This is a genomic window from Streptomyces sp. NPDC048417, assembly GCF_040651615.1.
Classification (GTDB): Bacteria; Actinomycetota; Actinomycetes; order Streptomycetales; family Streptomycetaceae; genus Streptomyces.
In genome coordinates this window covers 11,934-28,693 of sequence record NZ_JBEZKI010000040.1, presented here as the reverse complement: position 1 = coordinate 28,693, position 16,760 = coordinate 11,934, and the positions used below count along the sequence as shown (strand labels likewise).

Here is a 16,760-nt window from a genome sequence, read left to right as displayed (position 1 = left end):
GTCACACTGACGAGATGGGGGTAGCATCTCCAGTCATGAACACAGCGGACCTTGGGCTGCCGGTGGACGTTCCCTCGACGGCGCTCTTCACGGACCAGTACGAGCTGACGATGCTGCAGGCCGCCCTGCGGGCGGGTACGGCCGAGCGGCGCAGCGTCTTCGAGGTCTTCACCCGGCGGCTGCCGGAGGGGCGCCGCTACGGCGTCGTGGCGGGCACCGGACGCGTCCTGGACGCGGTGGAGAACTTCCGGTTCGACCCGGACGTCCTCGGCTTCCTGGAGGAACAGGGCATCGTCGACGGCCCGACCCTGAAATGGCTCGCCGGCTACCGCTTCAGCGGTGACATCTGGGGCTACCCCGAGGGCGAGGTCTACTTCCCCGGCTCGCCGATCATGCGGGTGGAGGGCTCCTTCGCCGAGTGCGTGCTGCTGGAGACCGTGATCCTCTCCATCCTCAACCACGACTCGGCGATCGCGGCCGCCGCCTCCCGGATGGCCTCGGCCGCGGGCGACCGCCCGCTGATCGAGATGGGCGCCCGCCGCACCCACGAGCTGGCCGCCGTCGCCGCCGCCCGCGCCGCCTACGTCGGCGGTTTCGCGACCACCTCCGACCTGGCGGCCGGCTTCCGCTACGGCATCCCGACGGTGGGCACCTCCGCCCACGCCTTCACCCTGCTCCACGACCACGAGCGGGACGCCTTCCAGGCCCAGGTCGACTCGCTCGGCCGGGGGACCACCCTGCTGGTCGACACCTACGACGTGGCCGAGGCGGTCCGTACGGCCGTCGAGGTGGCCGGGCCCGAGCTGGGCGCCGTCCGTATCGACTCCGGCGACCTGCTGCTGGTCGCCCACCGGGTCCGGCAGCAGCTGGACGAGCTGGGCGCACGGGACACCAGGATCACCGTCACCTCCGACCTCGACGAGTACGCCATCGCCTCGCTGGCCGCGGCGCCCGTGGACGCGTACGGCGTCGGCACCCAGCTGGTGACCGGCTCCGGGCACCCCACCTGCTCCATGGTCTACAAGCTGGTCGCCCGCGCCGGGTCCGCCGACCCGAAGGCCCCGCTGCTGCCGGTCGCCAAGAAGTCGTCCGGCGGCAAGACGTCCGTGGGCGGCCGCAAGTGGGCGGCGCGGCGGCTGGACGCCGACGGGGTGGCGGAGGCGGAGGTCATCGGCACCGGGGAGGTGCCGGCCGACCTGGTGGACCAGCAGCTGCTGGTCGAACTGGTGAAGTCCGGCCAGGTGGTCACCCGCGAGCCCCTGGATGCGCCCCGCGCACGCCATAGGGCGGCCAAGGCCAATCTGCCCCTCTCCGCGACCCAGCTCTCCCGTGGTGAAGCGGTCATTCCGACGGAGTACGTCCAGGGGCGCTCGGGTAGCTAGAGCGGGTGCCCGCGTACGCGCCCCGCGAAGCCCCCTCCCCTACGCCCCCGTAAGTCTCTACGCTCGGAGGTCCAGGCCGGGCCCGCACCCCTTTTTTCTGCGTCTCCCCCCTCGACCGACAGACCCGCTCCCGACTGCGAAGGACACCGACCATGCGCCGCGCCTTGATCGTCGTTGACGTGCAGAACGACTTCTGTGAGGGGGGCAGCCTCGCGGTGGCGGGCGGCGCCGACGTGGCCGCCGCGGTCACGGAGCTGATCGGGCAGGCGCCCGCCGGCTACCGCCACGTGGTGGCGACCCGCGACCACCACATAGCGCCGGGCGGCCACTTCGCGGACAACCCCGACTACGTGCACAGCTGGCCGGCGCACTGCGTGGCCGGCACGGAGGGCGTCGGCTTCCATCCGAACTTCGCCCCGGCGGTCGCCTCCGGCGCGGTGGACGCGGTGTTCAGCAAGGGCGCGTACTCGGCGGCCTACAGCGGCTTCGAGGGCACGGACGAGAACGGGGTCCCGCTGGCCGCCTGGCTCCGCGCCCGGGAGATCACCGAGGTGGACGTCGTCGGGATCGCCACGGACCACTGCGTGCGGGCCACCGCGCTGGACGCCGCGAAGGAGGGCTTCCGCACGCACGTCCTGCTCGACCTGACCGCCGGGGTCGCCGAGGCGACCACCACCGCGGCGCTCCAGGAACTGCGCGAGGCAGGCGTGGAGCTGACCGGGAAGCCCGTCGTCTGAACCGGCTTCGAACGGTCCGGGAGGAGGCTGGGGCGTCAGGCCTGCGCGGCCGGCCGGCGCAGCAGGGCCCTGATCGGGTGCCACAGCTCCGTCACCGTGACACCGTTGTCAGGGGCCGTTCGCCATATCAGGCCGTCGGGGTGGTGGAGGACGGCGGTGATCTCGTCCGGGGTCGGCGGGGCGGCGTTGCCCCGCAGGTAGACCGCTCGCATGCCCAGGTTGCGGAGCCTGGTCAGGGCCCGGGCGCGGTTCTGGGCGAGGACCAGTACCCGCACCCCGGCGGTGCCCCCGGCAGGGGCGGGGCTGGGCAGGTTCAGTGCCACCACCACGCTGCCGTTCGGCAGCTTGCAGAACCCTCCTGCGGCCATGCGGTCATACCCCCGTACGAGTCGGTGTCAATAAGAAAGCCACAGGACGCACCTAAACACGATCGGCGGCGACCCGCCAGGGGGTCACCGCCGATACGTGTCTGACCTGCGAAGATGCGAGTTACTTCACCGCAGGGCCCACCTGGAGGGAGATCGTCGAGCCGTCTCGGGCCTCCGTGACGATGCTGATCTTCGTGCTGGTGTCAGTGATCTTGACACCGGCGGTCGGGTTCGAGGCGTCGTAGTAGGTGCTCTTGTGGTCGTTGAAGACCGACACCCCGGACGACTGCCTGATCTTGGTCGCCACGTCCGCCTTGTGGAGGGTGATGCCGTCCGACGCGTAGAGGCTGAACGGCGAGTCGTAGGCCTGGATGCGGTTGCGCATCAGCGTGCCGTCGGACCACTTGAGCGCCGTCGGGTGCGAGTCGATCGGGAGGATCAGACCGGTGCCCGGGTGGACGCTGGTGTTGTCGTCGGCCTCGGAGAGGTCCCACTTCCAGATCAACAGGCCGTTCTGGTACGGGTAGTGCTCCACCCAGTCCGGACGGGTCGTCGAGAAGCCGAAGTTGTACGGGCCGGACTTGAGGGTCTTGTCGTACGACACGTACTGGCGGTTCTCCGCGATGTAGTACTGCGCGTAGTCCTTGGTGAAGGACGCGCCGATGCGGGAGAAGCCGGACGCGGTCCAAGCCGGGTCAGCCGACTCTGCGTTGTCGGAGAAGAGGGCCGAGCCGTCGGCCGTCACCGTGATCTCGTCGGCCGCGAAGCCCTTGAGGGCGACCCCGCCGTCGGTCTGGTAGCGGAAGCGCAGCTGGATCTTCTGGCCCGCGTAGGCGTCCAGCGGGTACGACAGCTTGGTGTACGCGTCGACCGAACCGGTGAGCGCCGGCTTGTCGCTGCCGTCGCGCGGGAGGGCCTCGCCGTTGACCGTGCCGTCCAGGGCGGTCCAGTTGGCGCCGCCGTCGGTGGAGACCTCGGCGTAGAGGTAGTCGTAGCCGGCCTCGATGTCGTACCAGCCGTCCAGGCTCAGTGCCGCCGAGGACTTGCCGGTCAGGTCGACCTCACGGGTCAGCGTGTTCTTGAGGTTGTCACCGCTGCCGCTCCACCACTGGGTCGAGCCCTCGGCCGGGGCGACGACGGTGGTCGTGACCTCCTTGTCGGGCAGCGAGACCACCAGGGCCTGCTTGTTCTTGGTGTTGTACTCGGCGACGCCCAGCTTGTGCGAGGACTTCGTGCCGGCCTTGGCCACGTCGTAGTTGAGCCAGCCGAGCTGGAGCTTGTCCCAGGCGTTCATGTCGCCGGGCAGGTCACCGATGGCTTCCTTGCCGGTGCCCAGCCAGGAGCCGGAGGACATCAGGGTCCAGAAACCGGTGGAGTTCTCGCCGCCGGCGGTGTCGTACTCGTCCGGCAGGCCGAGGTCGTGGCCGTACTCGTGGGCGTAGACGCCGAGTCCGCCGTTCTCCGGCTGCATGGTGTAGTCGCCGACCCAGATGCCGGTGTCGCCGACCTGGGTGCCGCCGAGCTTGTTGTTCGTGGGGCCGGTGGCGCCGGCGTCGGTGCCGAAGGCGTACCAGCGGTGCGCCCAGACGGCGTCGGTGCCCTGGGCGCCGCCGCCCGCGGACTCGTCCTCGCCGGCGTGCACGATCTGGAAGTGGTCGACGTAGCCGTCGGGCTCGTTGAAGTTGCCGTCGCCGTCGTAGTCGTAGCGGTCCCACTGGTCGTACTGGGCGAGGTCGGCCTTGATGGCGGCGTCGGACTCGCCGGCCGCCTTCTGGCCGGCGACCCAGGACGTCAGACCGTCGCGGACCAGGTTCCAGACGCTGGAGCAGGTGGTGGAGCCGCAGGCGTTGTTGCCGTACCGGGCCTCGTTGTAGGGGACCTTGACCCAGTCGGTGACCTCGCCGTCGACCGAGTAGCGGCCCGAGGACTGCTTCTCGTAGTACTTCTTCAGCGACTCGGTGTTCTTGCCGGTGCCGAAGTAGAGGTCCTGGAAGTGGGCCTGGTTGTAGTCCGCCTGCCAGGCCGTGGAGTTGTCCTTGGTGCGGTCCGGCTGGGCTATCTGGTTGTGCAGCGGGCCGACCGTGCCGCCGTAGCGGGGGTCGCTCTGGTCGCCGAACTCCACCAGGATCGTGAAGATCTTGTCGGTCTTCTCCCGGCCGAGCTCGACGTACTTGCTGTCGCCCTTCTTGCCCTTGAGCTGGACGACCTTGGAGCCGTCCCGGTCCTTGACCTGGGCCTTGCCTGCTATGACCTGGTCGAGGGCCTCCTGCCGCTGGGCTTCCTGGGTCTTGCTCAGGGGGCCGTCGAGGTTGTGCTCGTCCTGCTTCGTCGACGGATCCTTCCGGTCGACGGTGGAGCTCGCCGGCTTCGTCGCGGCCTGGGCGACCGCGAAGGTGGTGAGGCCCGCGGATGCCGTCGCGAGTGTCACCCCGATGGCGAGCGCTCTCAACGTCCAAGATCTGTTGGTCACTTGAGGTCCTCCCCCGCGCCCGCGCGCACGGAAGGGGTGTCCGGATGTATGGAGGGATCCGTGCGCGCACGTTCAACGCGTCGATTCAAGTGACGTCATTTGACTACTGGTTTACGAGAAAAGACAGACCTTGACTTGGACAGTTCAACTGCACTATGCGGAGGAGAAGTTCGCTTTACGGACACTGTGATAGAGGCGCCCCCTGACGGACCTCGCTCAACCGGCGCGCATATGCCTCCGGTTGCCGTATGCCATGCGACCGTGCGCCCCCTGTGCACCGGTACCGTGGGTTAGGTCACGCTTACCGGACGTTCCGCTCGGGCATGCACGCGAATAGAGTCGAACGGTGGAACGTCCGGAAGCCGGTGGAAAGCAAGGCCGGCTCCCCGTCTCACCCCCACATCTTCCGAGGACACGATTGCCATGCCTCGTCCGACCCCGGCACAGCTCGTCTACGGTTCGTGCACCGTGATCTGCTCGACGCTCGCCATGCTGCTGCTGTCACAGACGAGTTCGGGCATCGGGATCGCGGTCATCGCGCTCGCGGCGCTCGGTCTGGGACTGCTGGTCGCCATGACGGTTCCGCTCCCCGGGCCGCGCACGATCGCACAGTCCGAGCCCGCCCCGACCGCAATGCCCGAGGTGCGGGTCCCCGTGCACCGGGAGACCGTGGCCGCCGCCACGGCCGAGCCCGTCCGGGAGCCCACCGCGCCCTGACGCACGCACACACGAGAAGTCGGCGGGTCCGTGAGACTGACGGACCCGCCGACTGCTTGTGCGCCCCCCGGTCAGTTCCTCGTACTGACCACGACCGTCTTCGCGGCCTTGTCGTGCAGCCCCTGTTTGTACGGCTTGTCGAAGTAGCTCCAGCCACCGCAGATGATCGTCCACACACAGGCGCAGCAGAAGGCGAACGGCAGCCACAGCACCAGGGCGCGCACCAGCGAGGTCTGGGCGGAGGGCGTGGAGCCGCTGTTCAGGTCGGCGACCCGCATGCCGAGCCACTTCTTGCCGAGGGTCTGCCCGGACTTGGCGGTCAGCAGGGTGTCGTACCCGACGAACAGGACGGCGGCGACCAGCGACTGCGCGAAGGACTTGCCGAACTCCATCTTGTCGCCGTTGACCTCGTACTCGCGCACCCCGAAGGCCCAGGTGAGCAGCCAGACCACGATGAGCACCAGGACCATGTCGATGATCCGGGCGAGGGTGCGCCTGCCGCTGTCGGCGAGCGGCGGCATCCCGGCGAGCGGATCGGCGGGATAGCCACCGGCTCCGCCGTAGGGGCCGCCACCTCCGCCGTAAGGACCGCCGCCGCCCGTTCCGTAGGGGCCGCCGCCGTAGGAGGGCGGCGGGGGCTGCGCGCCGCCGTACGGGGTGTCGTACGGCGAGCCCGGCCCCTGGCCCGCGCCCGGCTCACCGGACGGCGGCGGCTTCTTGAACGGGTCGTCCTCCGGCGGCTGTCCGGAGCCCGGGGGCGGTTCGGTGCTCATGGCCCGAGTGGACCGTGAAGCGGCCGGGTCCGCATCCGGCGAGCGGCCGTACGGGGTACGACGCCCCGTCAGCCGGCGACGAAGGTGTGCGCCGCCTTGTCGTGCCAGCACTGGTGCCAGGGCCGGTCGAACAGGCACCAGGCGACGCCGACGATCCCGATGCCCAGCAGCCCGGGCACCGTGTACACCAGCCAGCGGCGCAGCGAGACGCCGAAGGCCGGGGGCTCGTGGCCCTCGATGTCCCGTACCTCCAGGCCGAACAGCTTCTTGCCGAGCGTGCGGCCCCACCTGGCGGTGGGCAGCACCTCGTAGAGGACGCCGACGAGGAGCAGGACGGCGAGCACGATCCCGAGGTAGAGGCCGGTCGTGCCGTCGAGCAGCCAGACGGTCTCGGTACGGCCGGAGAGCTTGGCCGCGTCGATCTTGTCCTGTACGTGGTCGGCCGCCCGGGTGCCGAACGGTACGGCGGCCGCGGCGGTCACCGCGCCGACGACCAGGCTGTCGACGAGCCGCGCGGCGAACCGCTTGCCGAGTCCGGCCGGGCGGGCCGACGCCTGCCGCCGGGCGGCCGCCTGGAAGGGGTCCTCCACCGGCGGCTTCCAGGGCGCGACCTGCTGGTCACCCGCGAGCTGATGCACCTGCTGCGCCCAGGAGGACTGCCCCCCGCCGGGCCCGGCGCTCATGGGGGCGGCGGACTGGGGCCCGCCGGACTGCGGGGGTACGGCGGGGGCGACGGCCTGGGGAGCGGCGGGACCCGGGGCCGCGGCGGCGCGGTCGGCGGCGGCCTTTCCGGCGCCGAAGCCGGGGCGGCCGCCGCCGGGGGCGCCGACCGGCCCCTGCGCGCCGAACCCGCCCGCACCGGACGCACCGGACGCACCGGACGCACCGGACGCACCGGCAGGGCCCTGAGCGCCGTAGCCACCCGGCCCGGACGCCCCGGCCGCACCCGGACCGCCGGACCCCGGCGCACCGAACCCACCCGAACCCGAACCCGCCGCACCGGCACCCTGCCCGTCGGCCCCGGCCCCGGCCCCGGCCCCGGGTCCGCCGGTGCCCTGACCGCCGAACCCGGCCCCGGCGGCACCCGTACCGGCCGCCGCGCCACCTGTGTCAGGTGCGTTCTCGGCGCGGATCGGGCGGAAGGTCATCGTGCCGTCGTCCATGGGCGGTTGGGCGGCCGGCGGGGTGCCCGCGGGCCCCAGCGTCGGCCTGCGGAAGATGAACGTGCCGCCGGAGTCGACGTCCCCCTGGTCCGTCGGCGGGATCGGCGCCGAGCCGTCCGAGTGGGCCGACCGGCCGTCCGGCCGGGGCGGCGAACCCGCAGCCGCCCGGGGGTCGGTGCCCCAGGCACTCCCCTCGGCCGCCCAGCCGGATCCACCCGGCCGCGGGTCCTCGTCGAAGAAGTGCGGTCCGGTCTCCTCCACCGCGGGGCTCGCGGGGCGGGAACCGGGCGGCGGGGCGAGCGGTTCGCCGTCGGACGGGGCCGGGCGGCTGGTGCCCGGCACCCACGCGGCGCCGTTCCAGTAACGGACGTAGCCGGGGATGGACGGGTCCGGGTAGTAGCCCTCGCGGGGCCGTTCGTCACCGGGTGCCGGGGTAGGGGCGGTCATGTCCGTCATCCCGTATCTGCTCGGGGGTCGTGTGGGAGGCTCCACATCTATCAGACGCGCGTGCCCACCACCGCCAGTCCCGCAGGACCCGCCCCTTTCCGGGCACCCCTGTGCGCCCCCTTCACCGCACCGGAGAAAAATTTCCCGGAACCCGCGTAATGCTCGCGGCCCCAGGCCCTCTCCCCTCGTACGGGCCCGTCCACAGGCGCCCGGACGACCGACCGAGAGGAACGAACGTCATGCATCACACCGTGGTGGAGCGCGAACTGGAGCTGCGGCTCATCCTGTCCCCCGAGCGGAGCATCCCGGTCCAGGCCCGGCTCGGCTACCGCTCCGACGACCCGTACGCCGTCCATGTCGGCTTCCACATCAACTCGCAGTCCCCGGTCCACTGGACCTTCGCCCGGGACCTGCTGGTGGAGGGGGTGTTCCGGCCGTGCGGGCACGGGGACGTGCGGGTGTGGCCGACGAAGGTGGACGGCCGCAGCGTCGTGCTGATGGCGCTGAGTTCACCCGACGGAGACGCCCTCCTGGAGGCGCCGACCACCCAGGTGTCCGCCTGGCTGGAGCGGACGCTGCGGGTGGTGCCCCCGGGGACCGAGGGCAGGCAGCTGGGCATCGACGACGCGCTCGACCAGCTGCTCGCCCAGTGAGGTCCCCGACGGACAGGGCGTACAGAGCGTATGGACCGTGTGGGGTCAGAACAGCTTGCCGGGGTTGAGGATGCCCAGCGGGTCGAAGGTGTTCTTCACGGCCCGCTGCATCTCCAGGCCCACCGGCCCGATCTCCCGGGCCAGCCACTCCTTCTTCAGGACGCCGACGCCGTGTTCGCCGGTGATGGTGCCGCCGAGCTCCAGTCCGAGGGCCATGATCTCGTCGAAGGACTCGCGGGCGCGGCGGCACTCGTCGGGGTCCTGCGCGTCGAAGCAGACCGTGGGGTGCGTGTTGCCGTCGCCGGCGTGGGCGACGACCCCGATGGTCAGCCCGTGCTTCTCCGCGATGCGCTCGACCCCTTCGATCAGGTCGCCGAGCCGGGAGCGGGGCACGCACACGTCGTCGATCATCGTGGTGCCCTTGACGGCCTCCAGGGCGACCAGCGAGGACCGGCGGGCCTGGAGGAGGAGTTCGGACTCGGCGGCGTCGTCGGCCGGGACCACCTGGGTGGCGCCCGCTTCCTCGCAGAGCGCGCCGAGGGCGGCGAGGTCGGCGGCCGGGTCGGGGGTGTCGAAGGCCGCGAGGAGCAGCGCCTCGGTCGACTCCGGCAGGCCCATGTGGGTGAGTTCGTTGACCGCCTTCACGGTCGTACGGTCCATCAGTTCGAGGAGGGACGGTACGTGCCCGCCCGCCATGATCCGGCACACCGCGTCGCAGGCCGCGGCCGCGGAGCCGAACTCGGCGGCCAGCACCAGCTGCCGCGGCGGTTTGGGCTTCAGGGCCAGGACGGCCCGTACGACGACACCGAGCGAGCCCTCGGAACCGACGAACAGCCGGGTCAGGTCGTACCCGGCGACACCCTTCGCGGTACGCCGGCCGGTGGACAGCAGCCGCCCGTCGGCGAGGACGACGTCCAGGCCGAGGACGTACTCGGCGGTCACCCCGTACTTCACACAGCACAGCCCGCCCGAGGCCGTGCCGATGTTGCCGCCGATCGTGCACATCTCCCAGCTGGAGGGGTCCGGCGGGTAGGAGAGGCCGTGTTCCTCGACCGCGCGGGAGAGGGTGGCGTTGATGACGCCGGGTTCGACGACGGCGATGCGGTCGACCGGCGAGATCTCCAGGATGCGGTCCATCTTGGTCAGGGACAGCACGATGCAGCCGTCGGTGGCGTTGGCGGCGCCGGACAGGCCCGTGCGGGCGCCCTGCGGGACGACCGGGACCCGCAGCTCGGTGGCGATGCGCAGCACGTGCTGGACCTGTTCGACCGTGCGCGGCAGCACGACGACGGCCGGGACGCCGGCCGGGCAGAAGCTCGCCATGTCGTTGGCGTAGGAGGTGGTCACATCGGGGTCGACGAGCACCGCGTCGGCCGGCAGGCCCGCCAGGAGCCGGTCGGTGAGGTTGCCGGTGGTCTCGTCCCGGGGGGCTTCGATTCGGCTCATGATCACAGCCTCGCACCCGGGGCCATCGGTGTGAACCCCACAGCGGACCTCCTTGGGCCGCCCGGGCGCGGTCGTCGTATTGACGCACAGTACGGGCATGTGCGCGCTCGATAACCGACCGTCAGGGCCCACCACCTCGCTGCTCACGGAGCCGTCGCCGCCGCGCCGCCGTCGCCGGGTGCTGCGGCGGCTGCTGGTCGTCGCGCTGGCGGGCGGGACGGCGGCCGGCGCGGCGCTGATGCTGTGGCCGCACGAGTCGGCACCGCGGCGCGCCGCCGCGCCGCCCCCGGCGGCCGGGCCCCGGGCCCAGGCGAAGGCCCGGGCGGCGGCCCAGGCGGCCGCGCAGACGGCCGTCCTCAACGGCCTGCCCGCCGCGCTGCCCGACCTCACCTCGCTCATCGGCGCACGCGAGAGCCGGGTGCGGGCGCAGCCGAAGGACGCGCGGGCCTGGGCGGTGCTCGGGGCCGCGTACGTGGAGCGGGCGCGCCGGACCGCCGACAGCGCCGACTATCCGCGGGCCGAGAGGGCGCTGCAGACCTCTCTCCGGGTGGCCGGCAAGGGCAACACCGACGCGCTGGCCGCTCTCGCCGCGCTGGCGAACGCGCGCCGGGACTTCCCGACGGCCAAGCGGTTCGGCGAGGAGGCGCGGAAGGCGGCGCCGAAGCGGTGGTCCACGTATCCGGCGCTGATCGACGCCTACAACGGGCTCGGCGACTACAAGGCGGCCCGGTCCGCGCTCGACAAGCTGATGGCGCTGAAGGTCGGGGCGACCGTGAAACCGGCCGTGATGGCACGGGCCTCGGCCGTGTACCGGGACCGGGGCTGGCGCGAGGACGCGGTGGCGCAGGTGACGGACGCGGCGGCGGCCGCCGGGACCCCGGCCGAGCAGGCCGCGTATCTGACCCAGGCCGGGCAGCTGGCCTGGGAGCGCGGCGAACGGGACGACGCGCTACGGCACTTCACGGCGGCCGTCCGCCTGGACCCCGACCAGCCGACGGCGCGGGCCGGGCAGGGGCGGGCGCTGGCCGCGCTGGGCCGCACGCAGGAGGCGCTGGCCGCGTACCAGGAGGCGCTCAGGCACCGGCCGACTCCGCAGGTCTCCCTGGAGCTGGCCGAGTTGTACGAGTCGCTGGGGATGGGGCACCAGGCGGAGACGCAGTACGCGCGGTTGCAGACGCAGGTGCGGCGGGAGCTGGACGCCGGGGTCGACGACGAGTTGCTGATCGGGCAGTACGAGGCGGACCACGGGGATGTCGAGGAGGCGGTGGAGCGGCTGGCGGCCGAGTGGGATCGGCAGCCGGGCATCGAGGTCGCGGACGCGTTCGGGTGGGCGCTGCACCGGGCCGGCGACGACCAGGAGGCGCTGCGCTACGCCTCGATCGCGACGGACTCGACGAAGGGCGGCGGGGTCCGCAGCGCGTCGTACGCCTTCCACCGGGGCATGATCGAACGCGACCTGGACCTGGACGCCTCCGCCCGCCGCCACCTCCAGGACGCCCTGCGCACCAACCCCTACTTCTCCCCCCTGCAGGCCCCGGTGGCCCGAGCCACCCTGACCACCCTGGGCGACCAGCCACCGAACGAGGAGCCCCCACAGTGACCCACCGCCGACCGAACACCGCCGGACACCACCGGCGTGGCCAGGCACCGTTGCGGCGGAGAGAAGTCTGACCGACGCCGATCCCTCCCGCCGCAACGATCCCGGGCACCACAGCGCAGCCCGGCACCGCCGGAATACGCCTGTCGTGGCTGATCGTCATCGCGGCGGAGACAAGAGACCTGCGCCGATCCGCCCCGCCGCAACGATCCCGGGCACCACAGCGCAGCCCGGCACCGCCGGAATACGCCTGTCGTGGCTGATCGTCACCGCGGCGGAGACAAGGGACCTGCGCCGATCCCGCCCCGCCGCAACGATCCCGGGCACCACAGCGCAGCCCGGCACCGCCGGAATGCGCTGTCGTGGCTGATCGCCGCCGCGGCGGTGGGAACTGACCGGCGTCGATTTCTTCCCGCCGCAACGGCGTCCGGCCACGGCGGTGGTTCCCGGCGGTGCCGGACCGGCCTTGGTGCGGGGTCGCCGAGGCCCCCGGCTACAGGTTGCCGCGGCGTTCCTGTTCGCGTTCGATCGCTTCGAAGAGGGCCTTGAAGTTGCCCTTGCCGAAGCCCATGGAGCCGTGGCGTTCGATGATCTCGAAGAAGACCGTCGGGCGGTCCTGGACCGGCTTGGTGAAGATCTGGAGCAGGTAGCCGTCCTCGTCCCGGTCCGCGAGGATCTTCAGCTCGCGCAGGGTGTCCAGCGGGACCCGGGTGTCGCCGACCCACTCGCCGAGGGTGTCGTAGTAGGAGTCGGGGGTGGCGAGGAACTCGACGCCGGCCGCCCTCATGGTCCGTACGGTCTCGACGATGTCGTTGGTGTTGAGCGCGATGTGCTGGACGCCCGCCCCGCCGTAGAACTCCAGGTACTCGTCGATCTGGGACTTCTTCTTGGCGACGGCGGGCTCGTTGATCGGGAACTTGACCTTGAGGGTGCCGTCGGCGACGACCTTGGACATCAGCGCGCTGTACTCGGTGGCGATGTCGTCGCCCACGAACTCCTTCATGTTCGTGAAGCCCATGACCTTGTTGTAGAAGCCGACCCACTCGTTCATCCGGCCGAGCTCGACGTTGCCGACGCAGTGGTCGACGGCCTGGAAGGTGCGGCGGGCGGGCGGCTCGACGATCGGGGACGCGGCGACGAACCCCGGCAGGTACGGGCCGTCGTAGCCGGTCCGCTCGACGAGGGTGTGGCGGGTCTCGCCGTACGTGGCGATGGCGGCGAGGACGACGGTGCCGTGCTCGTCCTTCAGCTCGTACGGCTCGGCCACCGACCGCGCGCCGTGCTCGACGGCGTACGCGTACGCGGCCCGCGCGTCCGGCACCTCGATGGCAAGGTCGACGACCCCGTCGCCGTGCTCGGCCACGTGCCGGGACAGGAAGGTGCCCCACTCGGTCTCAGGCCTGATGACGGAGGTGAGGACGAACCGTGCCGAGCCGTTCTCCAGGACGTAGCTCGCAGTCTCGCGGCTGCCGTTCTCCGGTCCGGAGTACGCGACCAGCCGCATGCCGAAGGCGCTGGAGTAGTAGTGCGCCGCCTGCTTGGCGTTGCCGACGGCGAAGACGACCGCGTCCATTCCCTTGACCGGGAAGGGGTCGTCCTGCCGGGCGGTCACGTCGGGAGTGTGCTGTGTGGTCTGCGTCATGGTCGAAGAGTGACCCTGGCACACAAGGTGCGCAATAGTTCCCGTTTCCACTGGGCAATATGCTCAGCTGTACGGCCAGATCGGCGGACTTTCTGTGCAGGATGACCATCCGGAGGCGGGCATGGCGATCGATCATCTGGACGGCCGGATCCTGGTGCTGCTGGCCCGGGAGCCGCGGATCGGCGTGCTGGAGATGTCCCGTCGGCTGGGGGTGGCGCGCGGGACCGTGCAGGCCCGGCTCGACCGGCTTCAGTCGAATGGAGTGATCCAGGGATTCGGCCCGCAGGTGGATCCGGCGGCCCTCGGCTACCCGGTCACCGCGTTCGCCACGCTGCAGATCCGGCAGGGCCAAGGCCCGGACGTGCGGGCGCACTTGGCGACCGTGCCGGAGGTGCTGGAGCTGCTCACCACCACCGGCACCGGGGACATGCTGTGCCGGCTGGTGGCCCGCTCCAACGCCGATCTCCAGCGGGTGATCGACCGGGTCGTCGGTTTTGATGGCATTGTCCGGGCCTCCACGGCGATCGTCATGGAGAACCCCGTTCCGCTGCGGATCATCCCGCTGGTGGAACAGGCCGCGGCGGACAGCGAAGGGACGACCTGACCGGTTCGGAGTTCGGGGTGAGCGCACGTGAGCTTCTGGGAGTACCTGGGCAACCGGCACCAGACCCTGCTCACCGACGCCTACCAGCACGCCAGCGCGGTCTTCCAGTGCATGGTCGCGGCGACCCTCATCGGCGTGGTGATCGGTGTGGTCACCTACCGCAGCGAGTGGGCCGGCAACCTCGCGACCACCACCACCGCCACCATCCTCACCGTCCCCTCCCTCGCCATGATCGGTCTGCTGATCCCGATCGTGGGCCTCGGCGTCCCGCCGACGGTGATCGCCCTGACGCTGTACGGACTGCTGCCGATCGTGCGGAACTCGATCGTGGGCCTGCGCGGGGTCGACCCGATGCTGGTGGACGCGGCCCGGGGCATCGGCATGTCCCGGCTGATGCGGCTGCTGCGGGTCGAGCTGCCGCTGGCCTGGCCGCCGATCCTGACCGGCATCCGGGTCTCCACGCAGATGCTGATGGGCATCGCCGCGATCGCCGCGTACGCCTCCGGTCCCGGTCTCGGCAACGAGATCTTCCGCGGGCTGGCCTCCCTGGGCAGCAAGAACGCGCTGAACCAGGTGCTCGCGGGCACCGTCGGGATCATCATCCTCGCGCTGCTGTTCGACGCCGTGTACGTCCTGATCGGACGGCTGACCATTCCGAGGGGGATCCGTGGCTGAATCCCATGGGGCCTCGATCGAGCTGGAGAACCTGACCAAGCGCTACCCGGGCATCGCGCAGCCCGCCGTGGACAACGTGAACATGGAGATCGGGGCGGGCGAGACGGTGATCTTCGTCGGCCCGTCCGGCTGCGGCAAGTCGACCACCCTGAAGATGATCAACCGGCTGATCGAGCCGACCGGCGGCCGGATCCGGATCGGCGGCGAGGACGTCACCGGCATCGACGCGGTGAAGCTGCGCCGCAAGGTCGGCTACGCCATCCAGTCCGCCGGGCTGTTCCCGCACATGACGGTCGCCCAGAACATCGCCCTGGTCCCGAAGATGCTCCGCTGGCCGAAGGCCCGGATCCGCGCCCGCGTCGACGAGCTGCTCGACCTGGTCGGCCTGGACCCCGGCGAGTTCCACGGCCGCTATCCGCGCCAGCTCTCCGGCGGCCAGCAGCAGCGGGTGGGCGTGGCCCGGGCGCTGGCCGCCGATCCGCCGGTGCTGCTGATGGACGAGCCGTTCGGCGCCGTGGACCCGATCACCCGTGACCATCTCCAGGACGAGCTGATCCGGCTCCAGCGGGAGCTGCACAAGACGATCGTCTTCGTCACCCACGACTTCGACGAGGCGATCAAGCTCGGCGACCGGATCGCCGTACTCCGCGAACGCTCGCACATCGCCCAGTTCGACACCCCGGAGGCGATCCTCACCAACCCGGCGGACGACTTCGTCTCCGGTTTCGTGGGCGCCGGGGCGGCCCTGAAGCGGCTGAACCTCACCCGGGTCCGGGACGTCGAGATGGGGGACTATCCGACGGTCACCCTGGACACCCCGCTCCAGGAGATCTTCAACAAGCTGCGCGGCAGCGGTACGAACGAGATCCTGCTGCTCGACAAGCGCCGCCGCCCCTACAAGTGGCTGCGGCGCGGCGACCTGATGCGGGCCAGGGGCTCGCTGGCCCGCGCCGGCACGCTGGTGCACGACACGGTGACCCGGGACGCGACCCTGCGGGACGCGCTGGAGGCGGTGCTGACCGACAACGCGGGCCGGGTCGCGGTGACCGGGCGGCGCGGCGAGTTCATCGGGGTGGTCGACATGGAGACCCTGATGAACTCGGTGCACGAACTGCTGGAGGCCGACCGCCTGGAGGCGATGGAGCACCAGCACGAACTCGAGGAGGCCCGGGCCGCCCAGACCCATGCCGAACAGGAGGGCGAGGGAGGGGAGCAGAAGGCGTGAGCACGTCCCCCGACGCCCGTCCCGAGGGCGAGCACGAGGTCAAGGGCCTCGCCTTCCGCGACGAGGGCGAGGCGGAACAGGAGGCCCCGCCGCCGCGGCAGGGCCCGCCGGCCCGCCGTATCACCTGGCGGAAGCTGACGTTCCTGCCGGCGTTCCTGGTGGCGCTGCTGCTGGCCACCTGGCTGTGGTTCCAGCAGGCCCACCTGGACACGATCTCGGCGAACGCCCTCTCCCACGGCCAGGTCTCCAAGTGCCTGTGGCAGCAGGTGAAACTCACGGTGATCTCGACCTTCTTCGTACTGATCATCGCGATCCCGCTGGGCATCCTGCTGACCCGCAGGACCTTCCGCAAGGCCACCCCGGTGGCGATGGCCTTCGCCAACATGGGCCAGGCGACCCCGGCGATCGGCCTGCTGGCCCTGCTGGTCATCTGGCTGGGCGTCGGCGAGAAGCCGGCCCTGATCGGCATCATCGTCTACGCGATCCTCCCGGTCCTCTCCAACACCATCGCGGGCCTGGAGGCGAACGACCCGACCCTCCTGGAGGCGGCGCGCGGCATCGGGATGTCCCCGCTGGGCGTGCTGCGGAAGGTGGAGCTGCCGCTGGCCGTCCCGCTGATCCTCGCGGGCGTCCGTACGGCCCTGGTCCTCAACGTCGGTACGGCGACGCTGGCCACCTTCGGCGGAGGCGGCGGCCTGGGTGTCCTGATCACCACCGGCATCACCAACCAGCGCATGCCGGTCCTGGTCCTCGGCTCGGTCCTCACGGTGGCCCTGGCCCTGCTGGTCGACTGGCTGGCCTCGCTGGCGGAGATCCTGCTGCGGCCGCGGGGCCTGGAGGTGGGCCGGTGAGACGGCTCTG

At 71.3% G+C, this 16,760-nt stretch carries 15 protein-coding genes; 9 read left to right on the top strand and 6 right to left on the bottom strand.

Annotation, left to right across the window (positions count from 1 at the left end; translation table 11 throughout):
* The first annotated feature begins 35 nt into the window (after positions 1-35).
* Together AB0D59_RS43555 and AB0D59_RS43550 are read left to right on the top strand one after the other, a co-directional pair.
* Positions 36-1,382, top strand: coding sequence for a nicotinate phosphoribosyltransferase (locus AB0D59_RS43555; protein WP_362576933.1), 1,347 nt, complete (start codon positions 36-38; stop codon positions 1,380-1,382).
* Positions 1,383-1,534: 152 nt separating this feature from the next.
* The gene (locus AB0D59_RS43550; protein ID WP_362576931.1) at positions 1,535-2,119 is read left to right on the top strand and encodes an isochorismatase family protein; all 585 of its coding nucleotides are present in this window, start codon (positions 1,535-1,537) and stop codon (positions 2,117-2,119) included.
* Between the two features lie 35 nt (positions 2,120-2,154).
* Here AB0D59_RS43550 and AB0D59_RS43545 read toward each other — a convergent pair whose 3' ends face one another.
* A complete protein-coding gene (locus AB0D59_RS43545) occupies positions 2,155-2,487 on the bottom strand; it encodes a hypothetical protein (RefSeq protein WP_362576929.1) in 333 nt (110 codons plus the stop codon).
* A 121-nt stretch (positions 2,488-2,608) separates the two neighbouring features.
* Entirely contained in the window at positions 2,609-4,957 is a 2,349-nt protein-coding gene (locus tag AB0D59_RS43540; protein WP_362576927.1) for an immune inhibitor A domain-containing protein, read from the bottom strand.
* Between the two features lie 423 nt (positions 4,958-5,380).
* Here AB0D59_RS43540 and AB0D59_RS43535 point away from each other — a divergent pair, with 423 nt between their 5' ends.
* Positions 5,381-5,674: a hypothetical protein gene (locus AB0D59_RS43535; protein WP_362576926.1), complete on the top strand. Its 294-nt coding sequence runs from the start codon at positions 5,381-5,383 to the stop codon at positions 5,672-5,674.
* 71 nt (positions 5,675-5,745) lie between these two features.
* On the opposite strand, the gene AB0D59_RS43530 is transcribed toward AB0D59_RS43535, so the two are convergent.
* Together AB0D59_RS43530 and AB0D59_RS43525 are read right to left on the bottom strand one after the other, a co-directional pair.
* Positions 5,746-6,447 carry an RDD family protein gene (locus AB0D59_RS43530; RefSeq protein ID WP_362576924.1) on the bottom strand — a complete coding sequence of 234 codons (702 nt, stop codon included), beginning with the start codon at positions 6,445-6,447 and terminating at the stop codon, positions 5,746-5,748.
* Between the two features lie 68 nt (positions 6,448-6,515).
* Positions 6,516-8,057, bottom strand: coding sequence for an RDD family protein (locus AB0D59_RS43525; protein ID WP_362576922.1), 1,542 nt, complete (start codon positions 8,055-8,057; stop codon positions 6,516-6,518).
* Between the two features lie 239 nt (positions 8,058-8,296).
* Between AB0D59_RS43525 and AB0D59_RS43520 the strand changes: the two genes are divergently transcribed.
* Positions 8,297-8,710, top strand: a complete 414-nt coding sequence (locus AB0D59_RS43520) for an SsgA family sporulation/cell division regulator (RefSeq protein ID WP_362576921.1) — start codon at positions 8,297-8,299, stop codon at positions 8,708-8,710.
* 45 nt (positions 8,711-8,755) lie between these two features.
* Here AB0D59_RS43520 and AB0D59_RS43515 read toward each other — a convergent pair whose 3' ends face one another.
* The gene (locus tag AB0D59_RS43515) at positions 8,756-10,162 is read right to left on the bottom strand and encodes an FAD-linked oxidase C-terminal domain-containing protein (RefSeq protein WP_362576919.1); all 1,407 of its coding nucleotides are present in this window, start codon (positions 10,160-10,162) and stop codon (positions 8,756-8,758) included.
* A gap of 91 nt (positions 10,163-10,253) precedes the next feature.
* Here AB0D59_RS43515 and AB0D59_RS43510 point away from each other — a divergent pair, with 91 nt between their 5' ends.
* Positions 10,254-11,756 (top strand): tetratricopeptide repeat protein, encoded by a 1,503-nt coding sequence (locus tag AB0D59_RS43510; protein WP_362576917.1) that lies wholly within the window; start codon positions 10,254-10,256, stop codon positions 11,754-11,756.
* Between the two features lie 490 nt (positions 11,757-12,246).
* Here AB0D59_RS43510 and hppD read toward each other — a convergent pair whose 3' ends face one another.
* Positions 12,247-13,395 carry a 4-hydroxyphenylpyruvate dioxygenase gene (gene hppD / locus AB0D59_RS43505; protein WP_362576915.1) on the bottom strand — a complete coding sequence of 383 codons (1,149 nt, stop codon included), beginning with the start codon at positions 13,393-13,395 and terminating at the stop codon, positions 12,247-12,249.
* 121 nt (positions 13,396-13,516) lie between these two features.
* Here hppD and AB0D59_RS43500 point away from each other — a divergent pair, with 121 nt between their 5' ends.
* From AB0D59_RS43500 to AB0D59_RS43485, 4 genes are read left to right on the top strand one after another with little or no spacing between them, the layout of a single operon-like run.
* Complete coding sequence (locus tag AB0D59_RS43500) at positions 13,517-13,999, top strand: Lrp/AsnC family transcriptional regulator (RefSeq protein WP_351748245.1); 483 nt, start codon at positions 13,517-13,519, stop codon at positions 13,997-13,999.
* Positions 14,000-14,026: 27 nt separating this feature from the next.
* Complete coding sequence (locus AB0D59_RS43495; RefSeq protein ID WP_362576913.1) at positions 14,027-14,674, top strand: ABC transporter permease; 648 nt, start codon at positions 14,027-14,029, stop codon at positions 14,672-14,674.
* Positions 14,667-15,899 carry a betaine/proline/choline family ABC transporter ATP-binding protein gene (locus tag AB0D59_RS43490; RefSeq protein ID WP_362576911.1) on the top strand — a complete coding sequence of 411 codons (1,233 nt, stop codon included), beginning with the start codon at positions 14,667-14,669 and terminating at the stop codon, positions 15,897-15,899. Before AB0D59_RS43495 ends, AB0D59_RS43490 begins: the two co-directional genes overlap by 8 nt.
* Positions 15,896-16,750 (top strand): ABC transporter permease, encoded by an 855-nt coding sequence (locus AB0D59_RS43485; RefSeq protein ID WP_362576909.1) that lies wholly within the window; start codon positions 15,896-15,898, stop codon positions 16,748-16,750. The genes AB0D59_RS43490 and AB0D59_RS43485 overlap by 4 nt, the downstream gene beginning before the upstream one ends.
* The last annotated feature ends 10 nt before the right edge of the window (positions 16,751-16,760 follow it).